Origin of the sequence: Nocardioides sp., assembly GCF_016462705.1 — a bacterium.
Classification (GTDB): Bacteria; Actinomycetota; Actinomycetes; order Propionibacteriales; family Nocardioidaceae; genus Nocardioides.
On record NZ_JAEMSS010000033.1, the window covers coordinates 1 to 18,400 of the forward strand.

General features: G+C 72.8%; 20 protein-coding genes. 5 read left to right on the forward strand and 15 right to left on the reverse strand.

Annotated features, from left to right (window positions below):
* Positions 1–775, reverse strand: a 775-nt coding sequence (locus tag JHD21_RS06325) for a hypothetical protein (protein WP_292672544.1), incomplete at its 3' end; no start/stop codon positions are given.
* A 7-nt stretch (positions 776–782) separates the two neighbouring features.
* Positions 783–1,904, reverse strand: coding sequence for a sulfotransferase family protein (locus tag JHD21_RS06330; protein ID WP_292672545.1), 1,122 nt, complete (start codon positions 1,902–1,904; stop codon positions 783–785).
* Positions 1,905–1,938: 34 nt separating this feature from the next.
* Between JHD21_RS06330 and JHD21_RS06335 the strand changes: the two genes are divergently transcribed.
* The 5 genes from JHD21_RS06335 (at position 1,939) to JHD21_RS06355 (ending at position 6,527) form a co-directional block, all read left to right on the forward strand.
* Positions 1,939–3,093 carry a glycosyltransferase gene (locus JHD21_RS06335; protein ID WP_292672547.1) on the forward strand — a complete coding sequence of 385 codons (1,155 nt, stop codon included), beginning with the start codon at positions 1,939–1,941 and terminating at the stop codon, positions 3,091–3,093.
* Positions 3,090–3,776 carry an ABC transporter permease gene (locus JHD21_RS06340; RefSeq protein ID WP_292672549.1) on the forward strand — a complete coding sequence of 229 codons (687 nt, stop codon included), beginning with the start codon at positions 3,090–3,092 and terminating at the stop codon, positions 3,774–3,776. Before JHD21_RS06335 ends, JHD21_RS06340 begins: the two co-directional genes overlap by 4 nt.
* Positions 3,766–4,509 carry an ABC transporter permease gene (locus tag JHD21_RS06345; protein ID WP_292672551.1) on the forward strand — a complete coding sequence of 248 codons (744 nt, stop codon included), beginning with the start codon at positions 3,766–3,768 and terminating at the stop codon, positions 4,507–4,509. The genes JHD21_RS06340 and JHD21_RS06345 overlap by 11 nt, the downstream gene beginning before the upstream one ends.
* A gap of 78 nt (positions 4,510–4,587) precedes the next feature.
* A complete protein-coding gene (locus JHD21_RS06350) occupies positions 4,588–5,541 on the forward strand; it encodes an ABC transporter substrate-binding protein (protein ID WP_292672552.1) in 954 nt (317 codons plus the stop codon).
* A gap of 23 nt (positions 5,542–5,564) precedes the next feature.
* Positions 5,565–6,527, forward strand: a complete 963-nt coding sequence (locus JHD21_RS06355; protein WP_292672553.1) for an ABC transporter ATP-binding protein — start codon at positions 5,565–5,567, stop codon at positions 6,525–6,527.
* Here JHD21_RS06355 and JHD21_RS06360 read toward each other — a convergent pair.
* From JHD21_RS06360 to ftsH, 13 genes are all read right to left on the reverse strand, one after another.
* Positions 6,505–7,626, reverse strand: coding sequence for a GNAT family N-acetyltransferase (locus JHD21_RS06360; RefSeq protein ID WP_292672554.1), 1,122 nt, complete (start codon positions 7,624–7,626; stop codon positions 6,505–6,507). The two genes, JHD21_RS06355 and JHD21_RS06360, sit on opposite strands and share 23 nt — an antisense overlap.
* Positions 7,627–7,779: 153 nt before the next feature.
* Complete coding sequence (locus JHD21_RS06365; RefSeq protein ID WP_292672556.1) at positions 7,780–8,325, reverse strand: hypothetical protein; 546 nt, start codon at positions 8,323–8,325, stop codon at positions 7,780–7,782.
* Positions 8,326–8,388: 63 nt separating this feature from the next.
* Positions 8,389–8,898, reverse strand: coding sequence for a DUF3180 domain-containing protein (locus JHD21_RS06370; protein WP_292672558.1), 510 nt, complete (start codon positions 8,896–8,898; stop codon positions 8,389–8,391).
* Positions 8,899–8,905: 7 nt separating this feature from the next.
* Complete coding sequence (folK, locus tag JHD21_RS06375) at positions 8,906–9,475, reverse strand: 2-amino-4-hydroxy-6-hydroxymethyldihydropteridine diphosphokinase (protein ID WP_292672560.1); 570 nt, start codon at positions 9,473–9,475, stop codon at positions 8,906–8,908.
* On the reverse strand, positions 9,472–9,861 hold the full coding sequence (gene folB / locus JHD21_RS06380; RefSeq protein WP_292672562.1) for a dihydroneopterin aldolase: 390 nt from the start codon (positions 9,859–9,861) through the stop codon (positions 9,472–9,474). The genes folK and folB overlap by 4 nt, the downstream gene beginning before the upstream one ends.
* Positions 9,858–10,691 (reverse strand): dihydropteroate synthase, encoded by an 834-nt coding sequence (gene folP, locus JHD21_RS06385; RefSeq protein WP_292672565.1) that lies wholly within the window; start codon positions 10,689–10,691, stop codon positions 9,858–9,860. Before folP ends, folB begins: the two co-directional genes overlap by 4 nt.
* Positions 10,688–11,401, reverse strand: a complete 714-nt coding sequence (locus JHD21_RS06390; RefSeq protein WP_292672567.1) for a class I SAM-dependent methyltransferase — start codon at positions 11,399–11,401, stop codon at positions 10,688–10,690. Before JHD21_RS06390 ends, folP begins: the two co-directional genes overlap by 4 nt.
* Positions 11,398–12,417, reverse strand: coding sequence for a glycosyltransferase 61 family protein (locus JHD21_RS06395; protein ID WP_292672569.1), 1,020 nt, complete (start codon positions 12,415–12,417; stop codon positions 11,398–11,400). Before JHD21_RS06395 ends, JHD21_RS06390 begins: the two co-directional genes overlap by 4 nt.
* Before the next feature lie 9 nt (positions 12,418–12,426).
* Positions 12,427–13,890, reverse strand: coding sequence for a glycosyltransferase 61 family protein (locus tag JHD21_RS06400; protein WP_292672571.1), 1,464 nt, complete (start codon positions 13,888–13,890; stop codon positions 12,427–12,429).
* A gap of 1 nt (position 13,891) precedes the next feature.
* Positions 13,892–14,518 carry a sulfotransferase family 2 domain-containing protein gene (locus JHD21_RS06405; RefSeq protein ID WP_292672573.1) on the reverse strand — a complete coding sequence of 209 codons (627 nt, stop codon included), beginning with the start codon at positions 14,516–14,518 and terminating at the stop codon, positions 13,892–13,894.
* The gene (locus tag JHD21_RS06410) at positions 14,518–15,549 is read right to left on the reverse strand and encodes a hypothetical protein (RefSeq protein ID WP_292672575.1); all 1,032 of its coding nucleotides are present in this window, start codon (positions 15,547–15,549) and stop codon (positions 14,518–14,520) included. Before JHD21_RS06410 ends, JHD21_RS06405 begins: the two co-directional genes overlap by 1 nt.
* A gap of 3 nt (positions 15,550–15,552) precedes the next feature.
* Positions 15,553–16,167, reverse strand: coding sequence for a GTP cyclohydrolase I FolE (gene folE / locus JHD21_RS06415; protein WP_292672576.1), 615 nt, complete (start codon positions 16,165–16,167; stop codon positions 15,553–15,555).
* Between the two features lie 10 nt (positions 16,168–16,177).
* A complete protein-coding gene (gene ftsH, locus JHD21_RS06420) occupies positions 16,178–18,271 on the reverse strand; it encodes an ATP-dependent zinc metalloprotease FtsH (RefSeq protein ID WP_292672578.1) in 2,094 nt (697 codons plus the stop codon).
* Between the last annotated feature and the right edge of the window lie 129 nt (positions 18,272–18,400).

The window sequence follows — 18,400 nt, forward strand, 5'->3', positions numbered from 1 at the left end:
GGCGCTTGCGCTTGTTGCGGTACGACGTGGCGAACGACTCCGGGTCGGTCCAGTGGGCGAACTCGTCGCCGTCGAGGTACTTCAGCTCGACGCACAGCCCGTGCGGCAGGCCGATCGAGCGCACCGGGTCCGGCGTGGTCCGGATCTCCCACTCGAAGGCCTTGGTGAACACGAAGTCGGGCCCGATCGGGAAGCCCCACTCCTCGGCGTTGCGCAGGCCCAGGTCGAGGTAGCCCTTGCGGTCGCTCTCCAGGTAGAGGCCGTGCCGCGGCACCCGGACGATCGACTGCACCCCCGGCACACCACTGGCGACCTGCCAGCCGAGGTCGGCGATCGAGACCTCGCCCTCGGTGGTGAGCACCATGTCGCCGTCCCACTTCCAGGAGTAGCGGGTGGTGACCTGAGCGAAGCACCAGTTGTAGAAGTAGGCGAGCGAGTGCACGGACCGCTCGTGGACGGCGAGGTGCTCGGCGCCGGCGCGCGCCACGGAGAACGGGTACGACGCCTGCACCAGCTTGTGCGCCAGGCCCGCCCGCTCCGCGGTCTCGGCGGTCACCTCGGGGGTGCCGTCGGTCGAGCCGTTGTCGACGACCAGCACGTGGTCGCAGGCACGCAGCAGCGGCGGCAGCACGAACGGCAGCGACCGCGCCTCGTCCTTCACCCGGAGCACCGCGGTCGTCCCGGCGCGCAGGCCCTCGGCGCGGGTCCAGGGCCAGACGATGTCGAACTCGGTGTGGCCTTCGAGGTTGGTCAGACCGGTCCCGGTGACGGTCATCGGACGGTCACTGCTGCTCGGGCCGCTCGCGGCCCGCGACCTTCCGCAGGCCCCGGCGGACCGACGGCGGGACCGCGGCGCGCAGGCCGTGCGGCAGCAGGTCCGCGCCGCGGCGTTCCTCGGCGGCCGGCGGGCCGGGCCTCCCGTGGCGCTTGAGGCGCTGCTCGGCGGCGACCACCGAGGACCGCGAGATCGCGGCGGACTCCTCGTAGAGGTCGACGTACGCCTCGCGCAGCTCGTCGAGGGCGGCGTGGACCGCGGGGGTGTCGCCGCCGGGGTCGGCCAGCTTGTTGAGCTCGTCCCAGGTCGCCGCGGTCAGGTCGTGCAGCCTGCTCGGGAGCTCGAGGTCGGCCAGCGTCTGCTGCATCCGGCGCAGGCCCGGGTCGACGAACCGGTGGCCGTCGCGGATCTGCTCGCTGTCGCAGTGCAGCACGTGCTGGAGCTGGAGGGTCTCACCCACGTGCATGCTGACCATGACCCAGTCGTCGAGCAGGTCGCCGTAGCGGACGAACACCCGGCCGCCGCTCTGCCCGTTCTCGGGGGCCGACTCGCGGGTGGCCCGCTCGGTGTGCAGCAGCATGTTGAGCCAGGACGCCACGAGGTGCGCCGAGCCCAGCTTGTTGGCGTAGTAGGTCTGCTTGCTGCCGACCACCTCCGCCGGCGGGCGGAGCATGGTGGCGAAGACCGGGGTGGCCCCGGTGCGGATCGCGGCGACCCGCCACAGGCCGAGGAACCAGCTCAGCCGGGGGTCCTTGACCACGAGCTCCGGGTTGACCTGGAAGTGGCTCTCCAGCCACTCCGCGGTCCGGATCCGCTCGGGCTCGCGGGTGGAGACCCGGCCCGTCTCGAACCACGCCTCCGGCCGGGCGTCGCTGACCTGGACCAGCGCCTCCTTGAGCAGCCGGTCGTGGTGGTCGACCACCCAGCGCGGCTCGCCGAACCCCTTGGGGTTGGTCTCGTCGGCGTCCACCTCGGGCTGCGGCACGTGCAGCCCCAGGATCCGCATCAGGCCGGCCATCGTGCTGGTGCCGCTGCGGCCCGCACCGGCCACGAACAGCACCTTGCGGGGGTACGACGCGCTGTCGATCAGCGCGTCCTCTGCGGCAGGTCCTGCGGCCGGGTTGCTCACGGATGGACACACTATCCGCCGCTACCTTGACCTCATGGTCTTCGGTCGGCGGCGCGGTCCCGCTCCGCTGCTCGGGATCGTGGTCCCGGTCTACGACGTCGCCGACTACCTCCCCGCCTGCCTCGACTCGATCCTGGCCCAGACGCACGCGGAGCTCGACGTCGTCGTGGTCGACGACGGCTCGCCGGACGCGTCGGGCGACATCGCCGAGGGGTACGCCGCCCGGGACCCCCGGGTCCGGGTCGTGCACATCGACAACCGGGGCCTCGGCGGAGCCCGGAACGAGGGGCTGCGGCACGTCCGGGGCGACTACCTCGGGTTCGCCGACTCCGACGACGTCGTCCCGCCCGCGGCGTACGCCACCCTGGTCGGCGCCCTGGAACGCTCCGGGTCGGACATCGCGACCGGCTCGATCGAGCGCTGGGAGGCCGGCTCCCGCACCGAGCCGCCGTGGATGCGTCGGCTGCACAACCCGGCCCGCACGGACCTGAGCCTCCTGGACCACCCGGAGCTCCTCGGCGACGTGTTCGCCTGGAACAAGGTCTACCGGCGCTCGTTCTGGGACGACGCCGGCCTCACCTGGCCCGAGGGGGTCCACTACGAGGACCAGCCCACGACCACGCGGGCGCTGCTGGAGGCCGACGGCGTCGACGTGCTGCCGGACGTCGTCTACCACTGGCGGATCCGGCACGACGGGACGTCGATCACCCAGCAGCGGGCATCGCTGCGCGACCTGGAGGACCGGTTCGCCACCAAGCGGATGGCGCTGTCCAGCGTCGACGCGTACGTCGCCGCCAGCAGCGACCCGCGGGCGGCGGAGCTGCGCCAGGTCTTCGTGGACCGGGTGCTGGCCGGCGACCTGCACCGCTACTTCCTGGAGATCCCCGGCGGCGACGACGCCTGGTGGCGCCTGCTGCGCGACGGCATCGCCGGGCTCTGGGGCGACCGCTCGCTGACCGACAGCGGCCTCACGCCCGCCCACCGGCTGATCGGCTGGTTGGTGCAGCAGGACCGGCGCGCCGACGCGGCCGCCGTCGCGGCGTACGTGCGGGATCGCGGCCGGCCGCTGGACCGGGTCAGCGGTCCGGGCGGCCTGCGGATCGACGTACCCGTCATCGACGTCGCGACCGTCGACCCCGCCGCTCTGTCACTGCGGGCGTCGGAAGTGGCGGGTACCGTCGCCCCGTGACCGTCCGGGCGGATGACGTGGCGCAGTGCTACGTCGACAACGACTGGCTGTGCGGGCAGTACCTGTCCGACTACCGGCCCGAGCTCACCGACGCGACGGTCCAGCACCTGTGGATCACCGTGGTCTCCGTCCTCGTCGGGCTCGCGGTCGCGATCCCGCTGGCCCTGTTGGCCCGGCGCAACCCGACCGTCGAGTCCCTGGTCGTCGGGGGCACGACGATCATCTACACGATCCCCTCGCTGGCCCTGTTCTCGCTGCTGCTGCCCTTCACCGGGCTCTCCGCGACCACGGTGATCATCGGGCTGGCGCTCTACTCGCTGACGATCCTGGTCCGCAACGTGCTGGCCGGGCTGCGCTCGGTGCCACCGGACGTCGTCGAGTCGGCCCGCGGGGTCGGCTACTCCGACGCCAGGCTGCTCACCCGGGTCGAGCTGCCGCTCGCGCTCCCCGTGATCATGGCCGGGCTCCGGGTGGCCACCGTGTCGACGGTCGCGCTGGTCACCGTGGGCTCGATCGTGTCCTACGGGGGCCTCGGCAACCTGCTGCTCAGCGGGTTCAACCGCAACTTCAAGGCGCAGATCCTCGCCGCCAGCGTGCTGTGCGTCCTGCTCGCGATCGCCTTCGACCTGCTGCTGGTCGCCCTGCAGCGGGCCCTGACACCGTGGACGCGCCATGCTGGGTGACGCCTTCGGCTACCTGTTCGACGGGTCCAACTGGTCCGGCCCCAACGGGATCGGCGCGTTCGCGGTCCAGCAGCTGCTGCTCACCGTCACCGCGATGGTGCTGGCGGTGGCACTGGGCCTCCCCCTCGCGCTCTACCTCGGCCACCGGCGGAGGGGCGGGTTCCTGGCGGTCAACGTCTCCAACATCGGGCGCGCCGTGCCCGTCTTCGCGGTGCTGCTGATGCTCTCGCTCGGCCCCGTCGGCTCCGCGGAGCTCGGCCCCTACGGCCGCGCCGGGCTCGCGACGTTGATCGCGCTGGTGCTGTTCGCGCTGCCGCCGCTGATCACCAACGCCTACGTCGGCATCACCGAGGTCGACCGTGACATCGTCGAAGCGGCCCGCGGGGTGGGGATGAGCGGGCGGCAGGTGTTCACCAGGGTGGAGCTGCCGCTGGCGATGCCCGTGGTCATGACCGGCGTGCGGATCGCGCTGGTCCAGGTCTGGGCGACCGCGACGATCGCCGCCCTGGTCGCCGGGCCCGGGCTCGGGCGGATCATCACCCGCGGGTTCGCCAACCAGGCGACGTACGAGGTGGTGGCGGGCGCCATCCTGGTGGCGCTCGGCGCCCTGGTCCTCGAGGGCCTCGCGGTCGTGGCGGAGCGCTACGCCGACCCGATGCGGCGGGCCACCAACCGGCCGACCGCGGGACGCCGGACGCCCTCACGGAATACGACTGTCGGTGCCCCGGGTTAGCCTCGTCACCGGGTGCCGTCGGGTACCCATCGGACACGCGCGGGAGCTCCCCGCGGGACACAGAAGGTGGTACCCCCCATGCGGATGCTGCGCACGCTCTCCCTGGCCGCCGCCGGCGCCCTGATCCTGGCCACCGCCGGGTGCGGTGACGACCTGGAGGACCCGGAGACCGGCTCGGGCGACAGCGGCGGTGGCGACAAGGGCTCGGTCGTCGTCGGCGGACAGGACTTCACCGAGAGCCAGATCCTCGCCGCGATCTACGAGAAGCTGCTCGCGAACGAGGGCTACGACGTCGAGACCAAGCTGGTGACGACCCGGGACGTCTACCTCCCCGAGCTCGCCGGCGGCGATGTCGACATCGTCCCGGACTACCTCGCCGGTATCACCGACTTCCTCAACTCTGAGGCCAACGGCCCCGACGCCGAGCTGGTGTCGAGCAACGACGTCGACGAGACCCTGGCCGCGCTCGAGCCCCTCGCCGAGGCCAAGGGGATCGCCATCCTGCCGCCGTCGGAGGCCACCAACCAGAACGCCTTCTTCGTGACCACCGAGTTCGCCGAGGCCAACGACCTCGAGACCCTCTCGGACTTCGCCGCGCTCGGTCAGCCGATCAAGCTCGGTGGCCCGGAGGACTGCGCCGGCCGGGCGGACTGCCAGGGCGGCCTGGAGAGCGTCTACGGCTTCGAGATCACCGAGCTCGTTCCGCTCGGGTTCGGCAGCCCGCAGGTGAAGGACGCCGTGCTCAACGGCGAGGTGCAGCTGGGTGAGACCGGCACCACCGACGGCACGCTCGGCGAGATGGGCCTGACCCTGCTCGAGGACGACAAGGCGATCCAGCCCGCCCAGAACCTGACCCCCGCGGTCAACGCGGAGTTCCTGGCCGACAACCCCGACCTCGAGGACCTGTTCAACGAGCTCTCGGACGCGCTGACCACCGAGGACCTGGCCGAGATGAACGTCAAGGTCGACCTCGAGCGGCAGAAGCCCGAGGACGTCGCCGAGGAGTTCCTCGAGGGCAAGGGCCTGCTCTGAGCTCCGCCGACGAGCCGACCCCGATGATCCGGCTGCGCGGGGTCGGCAAGACCTACGAGGACGGCACGGTCGCGGTCCGGGAGCTCGACCTGGACGTGGCCCGTGGCGAGCTGGCCGTGCTGGTCGGGCCGTCCGGGTGCGGCAAGTCGACGACGCTGAAGATGATCAACCGGCTGATCGAGCCGACCAGCGGGACCATCGAGATCGACGGGCAGGACGTGACCGGCGCCGACCCGGTGCTGCTGCGCCGCGGCATCGGCTACGTCATCCAGCAGATCGGGCTGTTCCCGCACCAGAAGATCCGCACCAACGTGATGACGGTGCCGTTGCTCTACGGCGAGTCCAAGGCCACGGCCCGGCAGCGCGCCGACGAGCTGCTCGACCTCGTGGGCCTGGACCCGTCGACCTACGGCGACCGCTACCCGGACCAGCTGTCGGGCGGACAGCGCCAGCGGGTCGGGGTCGCCCGGGCCCTGGCCGCCAACCCGCCGGTGCTGCTCATGGACGAGCCGTTCGGGGCTGTCGACCCGGTGGTCCGGGTGCGGCTGCAGGACGAGTTCCTCCGGCTCCAGCGCGAGCTCGGCAAGACCGTCGTCATGGTGACCCACGACATCGACGAGGCGGTCAAGATGGGCGACCGGGTCGCGATCTTCGAGGTCGGCGGGCGACTGGGCCAGTACGCCACGCCCGTCGAGCTGCTCGCCCATCCCGCCGACGCGTTCGTCTCGGACTTCGTGGGGGCGACGGCCGGGCTGCGGCGGCTGACGGTCACCCCGATCGACCGGGCCCATCTCGAGCCACTCGAGGGCCGGACCGCCGGCGAGCTCGGCGCGACCGTGCCGCTCGGGGCGACCCTCGAGGAGGCGCTGGCGGTGCTGCTCCGCGACGACAAGGCGGTCGTGGGCGTCACCGAGGGGACGCAGTTCGTCGGGGTGCTGACGCCCAACGGCATCCACCGGGCGCTCAGGGCGTCGCTGGTTCGCTGACCGGCTCGGGCACCGCGACGTCGCGGTGCCACGACTCGGTGACGTACGACGTCTCCCAGCCCAGCGACCGGTACAGGTGGTGCGCACCGGTCTCGGAGTCCGCGTCGACCTCCAGCCCGACCCGGTCCCGGCCGCGGGCCGCCGCGTCCGCGATCACGGTGCGCAGCAGGCCCTTGGCCACGCCCCGGCCGCGGGCCGCCTCGATGACCCCGATGTAGGCGACGTACGAGCCGTCGGGGCCTTCGGTCGCCTCGGAGACCGTCGCCACCAGGGCCCCGACCGGCTGGGCCGGTCCGTCGGCCTGGTCGAGCGAGGCGAGCCACCAGTGGTCCCACCGGTGACCGGGGTCCTCGCGCAGACGGTGCAGGAACTCGTCGAAGGTCTCGGGCTTGGAGTTGAAGTGGTCGGTGAACGCCTCCTCCAGTACGTCGTGCACGGCCCGCAGGTCATCCTCGTCGGGCATCCCGTCGTCGCGGCGGCGGACCAGCCGGACCGTGACGCCACGGTCGGACCAGAGCTCGGCGGCCGGCACCAACGCCGTCTCCTCGGGCGTGACCGGCCGGGACATCTGCCACCAGGTCCGGACCCGCTCGAAGCCCGAGGCGGCCAGCCACCGGTGCTGGCGCTCGTCGTCGGCGAACGCCCCCGTGTCGATCTGCTGCACCTCGAGTCCCCGCGCGGAGCCGACCTCACGGGCCTGGCCGACGGCCCACTCGACCACCACGTCGGAGCAGGCCCGGGCCACCCGCTCGGGCAGCCCCCGCTCCACGACGTGGACCAGCAGCATCCGGCCGACCGCCCGGTCGTGCACGCTCCCCCATGCGCGGATCAGCCCGGTCCCGTCGCGCACCACGACGTTCTGCCGGGTCCGCAGGCCCGGCCCGGACACCTCCACGAGCACGTCCTCGCGTCCGGCGCCCGGCCAGCCGCGGCCCTCACGCTCGTGGTCGCGCAGCAGGGTGGTCAGGCGGGCGACGTCCGCGCTGTCCGGGTCCGGGGAGTCGATCACCCAGCCCTCCGGCAGGCCGACCACCTCGTCGGGGTCGACCAGCTCCTCGGGATCGGGTTCGAACCTCGAGTCGCCGCCCGTCTCAGTCACCCCCGCATTCTCCCCGTTCGTCGAGGCCGGCGCGCAGCGCCTGTCTCGAGACCACGCAAGACGAGGCTGGGACCGAACCTCGTGGGTTCAGTCCCAGCCTCGGGTTGCAAGGTTTCGAAGACGGGCCTAGCGGCCCTCTTCAACCACCGGGAGTCACGCGTGCCTGCGGACGCTCTCCGCGGCGTGCCAGGCGGCGGTGACCGAGTCGAGCTCGGCCCGCAGGGTGTCCAGCTCCTGCTCGAGCTCGTGCACCTTGACCATCGCGTCGGTGGCCCGGTCCTCGGCCTGGACGAGCTGCTCCTGGAGACCGGCCGCCCGGCTGGTCTCGGCGTTCTTGGTGCGGATGGCGCTGGCTGCACGGCGCTGCGCGGCCGAGAGGGCCATCTCCAGCTCGGTAAGCATCTGCTCGCGCTCACCGATCCTGGACTCGATGGACGCGACGTACGCCGCGTGCTCGGTGGCCCGCTCCTCGGTGAGCCTGGAGTAGCTCTGGGCCAGCTGCGCGCGGTCGGCGGCGGCCGCACGGCGGGAGTCGGCGAGCTCGGAGTGGGTGATCCGGGTGGCGGTCGCGCCCAGCAGCACCGCGAGAGCGGCGGCGCCGGCGAGCAGGACCCAGGAGACGTCCGCGGAGGCGACCGCCGCAGCCGAGCCGGCGACAGCCAGCGCGGCGAGCAGGACCAGACCCACGGCGACGGACACGCGCGTGCTGCGCTGCCGCCTCCGTGTGGCCTGTGTGACTGATGGGGAAGACATAAGGGCAGGCTAGGGCGGAGGAGGCCGCTTTCGGACGCGACACGCACGTTCGAGCAGCAGCCCTCCGGCGACGATCAGGAGGCCGCAGAGGGCCGCGAGGGCCGACCGGAGCATCCGCTGGCCGGCCAGCTCCGCCTCCGAGCCCACCCAGCTCACCGCGTAGCCGGCGTAGCCGCCGGCCACCAGCGCGCCCACCAGGGCGGAGGCGCGGCCGAGCACCAGCCGGTTGACCGCCCGGTGCGGTTCGAGGCGCTCGCGGCGTACGTGCACGGACCGCCAGGTGTGCCAGGCGGTCATCGCGACGGCGGCCGCGAGCAGCAGGAGCGTGCCCGGCTGGACCCACGAGACGACCAGGGCGGTGTCGTTGACGGCCTCGGAGACGGGGTGCACGAGCCAGCCCCCGACCAGCCCGACGACGCCCCAGGCGGTGACGACGCCCGGCGGGGTGGGCGCCAGATAGCCGGTGGGTTCCTCGTCCGGCTCGGGGTCGGGCGGCAGCGGGTCGGGGTCCCGGGTCACCGAGACGTCACTCGAGGTCGAGGACCAGGTCGTCGCGCCGCACGACACCGTCCTCGCCGACCGCCGCGAGCAGGTCGGCCACCCGGCCGTGCCCGAGCAGCTCGGCGCCGGGGTCCACGTCGAGCCACGGTCGCAGCACGAACGCGCGCTGAGCCGCGCGCGGGTGCGGGAGGCGCAGGGAGTCCTCGTCGCTGCGCCGGTCGCCGAGGACGATCAGGTCGACGTCCAGGGTGCGGGGGGCGTTGAGGACCTCGGAGCGCTGCCGGTCGAACGCGTCCTCGATGGCCAGCGCGCGGTCCATGAGCCGGGTCGCCGCCAGGGTCGTGTCGGCGAGCACGATCGCGTTGAGGAAGTTGTCGGAGCCCTCGGGGGCGTCCACGGGCTCGGTCTCGTAGACCGGGGAGACGCTCGTGACCCACACGTCCGGCGTGTCGGCCAGGGCCCGGACCGCGCCCTGCAGGTTCTCGATCCGTTCCCCGAGGTTCGACCCCAGCGACACCACCAGCTGGCGGATCGGCCGCATCTCGCCGGTGAGGGTGTCGGCGTCCACGATGTGCGGGTTGGGGGTCTCGGTCACGAGGCGGCCTCTGCTTTCGCGGTTGTCCGGGTGCTCCGATGGATCGTGAGGGCCACGTCGCGGAACGTCGCCTCGATGGGGGCGCGCGGCTTGTGGACCGTGATGCGGCACCAGTCAACACGATCGTCGGTCAGACAGACACCCGCGATCCGCTCGGCCAGCGTCTCGATGAGGTCGACCGGGTCGCGCTCCACGGCCGCCTTGACGGCGAGGGCGAGCCCGCCGTAGTCGACGGTGTCCGCGAGGTCGTCGGAGGCGGCCGCCACCGCGCTGTCCAGCCCGAGCACGAGGTCCACCACGAACGGCTGGCCCTCGCGCCGCTCGTGCTCGAAGACACCGTGGTGACCCCAGCACTCCAGCCCCAGCAGGGCGAGCTCGTCGGTCACGATCCGTTCCCTTCGTCGAGCGCCGCAAGCACCTTCAGCGCGTCGCGGCAGGAGCGTACGTCGTGCACCCGCAGCCCCCAGACGCCGGCCTGTGCGAGGACCACGGTCAGAGCCGTGGTCGCGTGCTCACGCTCCCCGACCGGGCGTTCGGCCCCGTCGGGTGCCGCGAGCAGGCGGCCGAGGAAGGACTTGCGGCTCGCCCCGACCAGCAGCGGCCGGCCCAGGGCGGCGAGCTCGTCCAGGTGCCGCAGCAGCGACCAGTTGTGGGCGGCCCCCTTGGCGAACCCGAGACCGGGGTCGAGCACGACCCGGTCGGCGGCGACCCCGGCCGCCAGGATCGCCTCGAGCCGCGCGGCGAGCTCGTCCCGGACCGCCGCGACCACCCCGCCCGGCCCGTCGTACGTCGCGAAGTCGGTCATCCGGTCGCTGTGGGCGCGCCAGTGCATGGCGACGTAGCGCACGCCGGTCGCCGCCACGACCCGCAGCACCTCGGGGTCGGCCAGGCCCCCCGAGACGTCGTTGACGATCCCAGCGCCGGCGGTCACCGCGGCCTCCGCCACCTCTGCCCGCATGGTGTCGACACTGACCACCGCGCCGGCCGCGGCGAGCTCGGTGATCACCGGGACCACCCGGGCGAGCTCCTCCGCCACCAGGGGCCGGGTGGCGCCGGGCCGCGTCGACTCACCGCCGATGTCGAGGATGTCGGCGCCGTCGGCGAGCAGGGCGCGGCCGTGGGCGACCGCCGCCTCGACGGTGTCGTAGCGCCCGCCGTCGCTGAACGAGTCGGGGGTGACGTTGACGACCCCCATCACCAGGGGCTGACGGGTCATCGGACCGGCTTCGCGAGGCCCAGGTCGGCGCGCAGCTCACGGACGATCTCGCCGAACGGGGCCAGCCGCAGCGCGTCCTCCTCCAGGGTCATCTGCTCGAAGGTCAGCGTGCCGACCTCCGACAGCAGGCGCTCGCGCACCTGCGGCCGGCGGTGCCGCCAGACGACCGCCTGGCCGTGGTTGTTGGAGATGACCCGGAACGACAGCTGCTGGCAGAAGGTGTCGATGAAGTGGACGAGCCGGAAGACGTCGCCCATCCAGGCCTTCTCGTCGTCGCGGCCCTGGGCGCGGCGCACCGCGAAGAACTCCTGGCGGTCCCGGATCGCCGCGAGGTCGGTCGGCGGCCGCACGTCGTCGATGACCAGCACCCCCTGCGGCTGCAGGTGCGGGAGCGCGTTGAGCAGGTCGCGCAGGGTCTGCTCGACCGTGTGCAGCCCGTCGAGGTAGATCACGTCGAACTGCGCCTCGGCCGGGACGACGGCGCCGAAGTACTCGTCGCTGGTGATCTGGTGGTAGCTCGTGCCCGGCACCAGCCGCTCGGGCGCGGTGTGGTCGAACCGGAACTCCGGGTCGACCGCGACCTTCACCGCCGCCGGGACCCGGTCGAAGGTGCGCCCCTCGCAGACGCCGATCTCCAGGTAGCGCGGCTGGTCGTAGTGCGCGACCAGGCGCCGGACGACCTGCGCCCTCCCGACCCGTTCCGACGTCATGACAGCAACCCCTCCAGCTCGGCCCGCAGCTCGGCAGGCGCCAGGTTGCCACGCACGAACGCGTGCTCGTGCCCGCACACGGCGTCGACCACGAGCTGCATGGCCACGGGGTGGCCTGGTGACCGGCTGTCCCCGACCTCCAGGACCCGGGCCGACGGCGGCGAGAACGCCGAGAGGTGCAGCGCCGACCCGGAGGCCCCGGCCACCACCTCGGCGTCGGCGACCAGCGCGATCTGCTCGTCGACGGGCAGGGTCTCCGGCCGGACGACCTGGAAGCCGGCGTCCTCGAAGATCCGGTCGACCGCGGCGTCCCACTCCGGCGTGCTCCGCCCGGCGGACCTGTGCTGCTGGGCCCGGCGGACGGCGTTGTGGCCGGTCCGGGAGAGGAAGACGCGCCTCGGGCCACCACGCCCGCGGAACGGCGCGGCGACCCGGTCCCAGACCTGGCGCGCCTGGTCGTGGGCCCACCCGTGGGCGACGACCGAGCGGCCGGGCACCACGAGCGACTCGACCCGCCGCCCGGCGCGGCCGTCGACCACCTGGACGGGGAGGCCGCCGCGACCCGCGAGCTCGAGCAGCCGCAGCTGCCACGGGTCCGTGCCCCACGGCCGCTTCAGGTACTTGTGGAACACCAGCCCGACCACGTCCCCGGTGTCGTCCGGCTCCGGCCACAGGGTGGTCAGCGTCTCGGCGACGAAGTGGCCGAAGTGCTGCATCCAGTGCCCGCCGTAGAGCCACCGGCCCTCCAGCCGCTCCGCGCGCGGGTTCACCCGCACCGTGCGCGGGTCCGCGGGCGCCCAGGTGTTGGCCCCGGCGCAGAGCTTCTGGCTCGGCTTCACCAGGTCGCCGGATGCGAGGTGGACCGCTCCCCGCAGCCACCTCGTCGGACCGACCGTGGTCGCGATGGGGCCGTGCTCCACGCGGGTCAGGAACACCTCGTCCACGGTCACCAGCCCCGGCGGGGCCGCGTGGTCCCCGGAGGGGACAGCGGGGAACGCCGGGACCGTCCAGGGCACAGGGCGAACCTACTCAGCCAGGGCGTCGTCCAGGAACGCGCCCTCGCGGCCGGAGTCGAAGACGAAGTCGGACTGGAAGGACTCGCGGGTGAAGGTCGGGCCGGGCCGGGGCAGGTCGGGGCGGCACACCACCAGGTCCAGCCGGTGCCCGAGCAACGCGGACATGAGGTACTCGTTGTGGCACGGGTAGTTCTCGGTCGTGAGCAGGACGACGTGCTTGGGCGCGCCGGCGAAGGCGATCTGGAAGACGCCGCTCCCCGCGAAGCCACCGACGCTGGTCGCGGCACGGACCATCGCGACCTGCTCGGCCAGCGGGTGCTCCTCGGGCAGCACGACCCGGTAGCCGGCCGCCGCGAACCGCGACTCGACCTCGTCGGCGTTGCGGCAGGACCGACGTCCGATCCGGCGGGTGAAGAACACCTTCGCGGGCCGGTCGGCCGGGCCCGCGCCGGCCTCGAGAGCGCGGCCGACGTCGTCGTACGTCGTCGCCAGGCCGGGATGGACGTACGCCGGCCGGCTGAACATCGGCGTGCTGCCCAGGAGCCGCTCGACCCGCACCGGGCCGGTCGCCACGTACAGGTCGTCCGCGGAGATCCCCGCGGCGGCGAGCAGGTCGGTCTGCCAGCCGGGCAGCCGGCCCTGCGGGTCGAACACGAGCGCGCGGGCGCCGGGGCGTGCCCGGCGGGCAGCGTGCCACGCCCACACGTGCGAGATCTGCTCGGTGAGGGCGTGGCCGAAGTGGCCCGGGACCACGTTCTCGAGGTGCACGAAGTCGCCCTCGAGAGGCTCGGGATCGCCGTCGAGCACCGGCGGGTGGGCGAACCACGGGGAGATCTTCCTGATGCTCGGGTTCACCTGGCGGTGACCGTCGGCGGTGCTGAAGCTCTCGGGGAGGAGCAGTCCGCGGCTGAGCACCGCCTGCCCGGGCAGCGCAACGGCGTCGTACCACTCCCGGAGGACCGCGGGCGGGGCCTGGTAGGCCGCCGGCATCGGGTTGAGGTCGAGGGGGTGGCTGGTGCGCACCGTCGCCCGGGACGCCAGCGAGGCGCCCGGCACGGTGTGCAGGAGCCGGCCCCGGCTCGGGTCGGCGCCGAGCACATCGGTCACCTCGTGCTCGCGGACGATCGCCACCGCGTCGACGTCCTGGGCGTGGCCGACCGGTCGTGCCCCGGCCGGGCCGCGCTCCCGCTCGACGTATACGCCGCCCTGCTTCACGTGCAGGGCCAGCCGCTCGCGCCGGTCGTCGGCCCCGTCGAACGCCAGGTCCACGACGGCGTCGAACGGCCCGAGCGCCGCCAGCCGCACGTGCAGCTCGCGCACGGACCCACGGACGTCGAGCACCTCGACACCCGCCCAGCGACGCCTCAGCTCGTCGACGAGCCCCGCGTGCTTCGGCCGGGCCAGCACGGCGACGTGGGCGCGGTCACCGACCGCGCCGGCGATCTCGGCGGCCTGGTCCGTCGCTGTCGTCACCTCACGCCTCGCCGGGCGTGGGGTAGCCGAGCGTCGCGAAGTCGTCGGCATAGAAGTCCACCAGCAGCCGCCGCAGGTCGTCGCCGACCGGGACGTCGGCGCTGCGGCGCCCCTCCTCCACGGCGCGGGGCCGCAGCGTCGGCGCGGTCACACCCAGCCGCTCGGCGACCGTGTCGAGGACGGGCTGCAGGCCGTCCTCGTAGCGGTGCAGCCCGGCACCCGGGAGCACGAACTGGGACTGCGGCCGGATGTGGTTGTCGCGGACGAAAGGGTCCTCGGCGTACTTCTCGAGCACCCGGCGGCCCCACCTCGTCACCTCCTCGGCGGCGGGGGGCGCGTCCTCGCGGTGCCGCCACAGGAACTCCGAGCGGAACCTCGCCAGCGGCTCACGCACCACGGTCAGCACCAGGTCGACGCGCTCGAGCCTGACCAGCTGGGCCAGCAGGTCGGCGTGCAGGTGCTGCGCCGAGCAGCGGCGGAAGCGCCGCGACGGGTGACGCGCCGAGGTGCGGTCGAGCAGGTGCGTGTCCCAGCCGGCGTCGGCGAAGGCGTCCTCGATCGCGGACCCGCCCGTCTTCGGGACGTGGACGAACAGGACCCGGACGTCGTCCTTGACGAAGACGGGCATCAGCGCTTCCGGAGGAGGTCCCGCAGGCCCGGCACCCGGGTCTCGTGACCGGCCTGCCGCAGCTCCTCCTCGAGCCGGGCGGTCCGGGCCCGGAAGCGGCTGCGCAACTTGGCGGACGCCGTGCGGGCGCCCAGCTTCTTGGCGTACCGGCGCTCGTCGACGCTGATGGCGGCCGCCTCGGCGTAGAGCTGGGCGTACTGGCGGTGGCAGCGGTCGAGCTCGGCCAGCGCCCGCGGGTCGCCCGGGTCCGCCAGGAGGCTGGTGGACGCGGCCCACGCGGCATCGGCCACGGACTGGAGCGCGTCCGGGACGTCGACGTCGGCCCAGGTGAGCGCGGTCCGGAGCTCGGCGTCGAGCCAGTCGTCGAGCTCGTGCGGCTCGTCCGGGGAGGGCAGGGCCAGACCCAGACCCAGCTGCCGGGAGACCCGGCCGAGCTCGGTGCGCCAGTCCGTGATCAGGTCCTCGAAGCGCACGAAGCCGCGGGTGAGGGCCCGCCCGGACCCCTCGGTCACCAGGAGCACGTTGAGCCAGGCGGCCACGTTGGCGGTCTCGCGGGTCCGCACCTCGGCCGCGCCCCGGTCGGCACCCCAGGCCCGGTCCCGGGAGCCGACGACCTCGGCGGGGTGCCGCAGCGAGGTCAGCATGCGCAGCTCGCGCCCGACCTCGGCGCTGACCTGCTCCCAGAGCGGCACGAACCAGCACGCCTGGTTGTCCTTGACCACGACGACCTCGTGGGCGTCGTGCTGGGCGAGCCACGACCGGAGCCGCTCGGCCGCACGGGCGTCCGCGAGGTGGCGGTGGACGCGGTCGGCCGCGTCCGGGCTGCCGTCACTGGACCGGACCAGTGCCTGGCGCAGCAGGTCGCGGTGGAAGTCCACCACCCAGACCGGCTCGAAGAAGCCCTTGGGGTTGATCGGTCCGGGTGGCACGACCGGTCCCGGGATGTGCAGCCCGAGCTTCGCGAGGCTCCCGGCCAGCGAGCTGGTGCCGCTGCGACCGGAGCCCGTGATGAGGAGAAGGCTGCGGACCACCGGCTAACGCCTGGCGCTGTTGATCAGGTTCATCGCCTCGGCCCGCGTGGTCGAGCTGGTGAGCATCAGGCCGCGGACCGCCGAGGTGATGGTGCGGGCGCCGGGCTTCTTGACCCCGCGCATGGTCATGCAGAGGTGCTCGGCGTCCATCACCACGATGACGCCGCGGGCCTCGAGGATCTCCATCAGCGAGTCGGCGATCTGGGTGGTCAGCCGCTCCTGCACCTGCGGGCGCTTGGCGTAGACGTCGACGAGGCGGGCCAGCTTGGAGATCCCCGTGATCTTGCCGGTGACGGCGGGGATGTAGCCGACGTGGGCGACGCCGGTGAAGGGGACCAGGTGGTGCTCGCACATCGACCAGAACTCGATGTCGCGGACCAGGACCATCTCCTCGTGGCCGATGTCGAAGGTCGTGGTGAGGACGTCCTCGGCCGTCATCCGCAGGCCGCTGGTCACCTCGGCGTAGGCGCGGGCGACCCTGGCCGGGGTGTCCAGGAGGCCCTCCCGGTCCGGGTCCTCGCCGATCGCCAGGAGCAGCTCGCGGACGGCCGCCTCGGCGCGCGCGTGGTCGAACTCCGGGATCTCCCGGTCCTCGGCCAGGGCGATCGGGTCGGTCATGACGCGCGGGTCACGTCGGGCCGGCGGAGCCAGGGGCCGGAGGTGTCGGCGGGCCGCTCGGTGGCTGGAGACCGGGGTCGCCGTGGACGTCGCCGCCGGGGCCGGGCGGGGTCACGATGACGCCTCCGTCCACGTGCCCGTTGGACGAGGCCCCGAGGGCCGCGCTCTGGGCGGCCGCACGGGCCCGGATCTCCTCGGGGATCTCCACGGCCGGGATCTCGGAGGGCCGCCGGTCGGGCGAGCCGGTCCAGGCGGGACGGGAGGGGCGCATCCGCAGCGCCTCGAAGATCTCGGCGATCTCGGCCTTGTCGAGCGTCTCCTTGTCGAGCAGCGCGAGGACCAGGGCGTCGAGGACGTCCCGGTTCTCCTCCAGGATGTCGAAGGCCTCCTGGTGCGCGGCCGCGAGGAGCAGCTTGGTCTCCTCGTCGACGATCGCGGCGACGTTCTCGGAGTAGTTGCGCTGGTGGCCGAAGTCGCGGCCCAGGAACGGCTCGGAGTTGCCCTCGCCGAGCTTGATGGCGCCCAGGCGCTCGGTCATGCCGTACTGGGTCACCATCGCCCGGGCCACGCTGGTGGCCTTCTCGATGTCGTTGCCGGCGCCGGTCGTCGGGTCGTGGAAGACCATCTCCTCGGCCGCCCGGCCGCCCAGCATGTAGGCGAGCTTGTCGAGCATCTCCGAGCGGGTCTGGGAGTACTTGTCCTCGTCGGGCAGCACCATCGTGTAGCCCAGGGCCCGGCCCCGCGGGAGGATGGTCACCTTGTGCACGGGGTCGTTGCCCGGCAGCGCCGCGGCGACCAGGGCGTGGCCGCCCTCGTGGTAGGCGGTGATGAGCTTCTCCTTCTCGCTCATCAGGCGGGTGCGCCGCTGAGGCCCCGCGATCACCCGGTCGATCGCCTCGTCCAGCGACTCGTTGGTGATCAGCTTCTCGTTGTTGCGGGCGGTGAGCAGCGCGGCCTCGTTGAGCACGTTGGCCAGGTCGGCACCCGTGAAGCCAGGCGTACGCCGGGCGACACCGAGCAGGTCGATGTCCGGGGCCATCGGCTTGCCGCGCGAGTGGACCTGGAGGATCTTGTGGCGACCGGACAGGTCCGGTGCGTCCACGGCGATCTGCCGGTCGAAGCGGCCCGGGCGCAGCAGTGCCGGGTCCAGCACGTCGGGCCGGTTGGTGGCCGCGATCAGGATCACGCCGCCGCGGACGTCGAAGCCGTCCATCTCGACGAGCAGCTGGTTGAGCGTCTGCTCGCGCTCGTCGTGGCCGCCGCCCATGCCGGCGCCGCGGTGCCGGCCGACGGCGTCGATCTCGTCGATGAAGACGATCGCCGGCGCGTTCTCCTTGGCCTGCTCGAACAGGTCCCGCACCCGGCTGGCACCCACGCCGACGAACATCTCGACGAAGTCGGAGCCGGAGATCGAGTAGAACGGCACACCCGCCTCGCCCGCGACCGCGCGCGCGAGCAGCGTCTTGCCGGTGCCGGGCGGCCCGTAGAGGAGCACGCCCTTGGGGATCTTGGCGCCGACCGCCTGGAACTTGGCCGGCTCCTGGAGGAACTCCTTGATCTCGCCGAGCTCCTCGATGGCCTCCTCGCAGCCGGCGACGTCCGAGAACGTCGTCTTCGGCATGTCCTTGGAGATGAGCTTGGCCTTGGACTTGGCGAACTGCATCACGCCCCGGCCGCCGCCGCCCTGCATCGAGTTCATCAGCCACAGGAAGACGACGATGAGGATGATGATCGGGAGGAACGAGAAGAGGAACGAGCTGAGCAGCCCCGGCCGCGAGACCTCGGTGGAGACCTCCTCGATGTTGCCCTCGTCGAACTGCTCCTGCGCCGCGGCGAAGATGTCTCGCTGGGTCCCGGCGATCCACTTCGTGCTGACGTCCCGGCCGCCGTCACGGTCGACGTTGTCGTCCAGCGTCGCCTTGATCTGCTGGTCACCGTCGACGAAGGTGATCTCCTTGACCTGGCCCTTCGCGATGTACTCGTTCATCTTCGAGGCGCTGATCTCGTCGCCGGCCCCCGAGGGAGCCAGGAACTGCAGGGCGATCAGCACGCCGATCACGGCGAGGACGATCCAGAGCCAGGGGCCCTTGAACAAACGCTTCACGGACTTCTTTCACGCTGGGCGGGACCGTCTCTGCGCGGTCCCAGTGAACCTATGACGGTACCTACTGGCCCTAGTGTCTCCCAGGTCTCTCTCAGGAGTACACGTGCGGCGACAACGTGCCGATGTCGC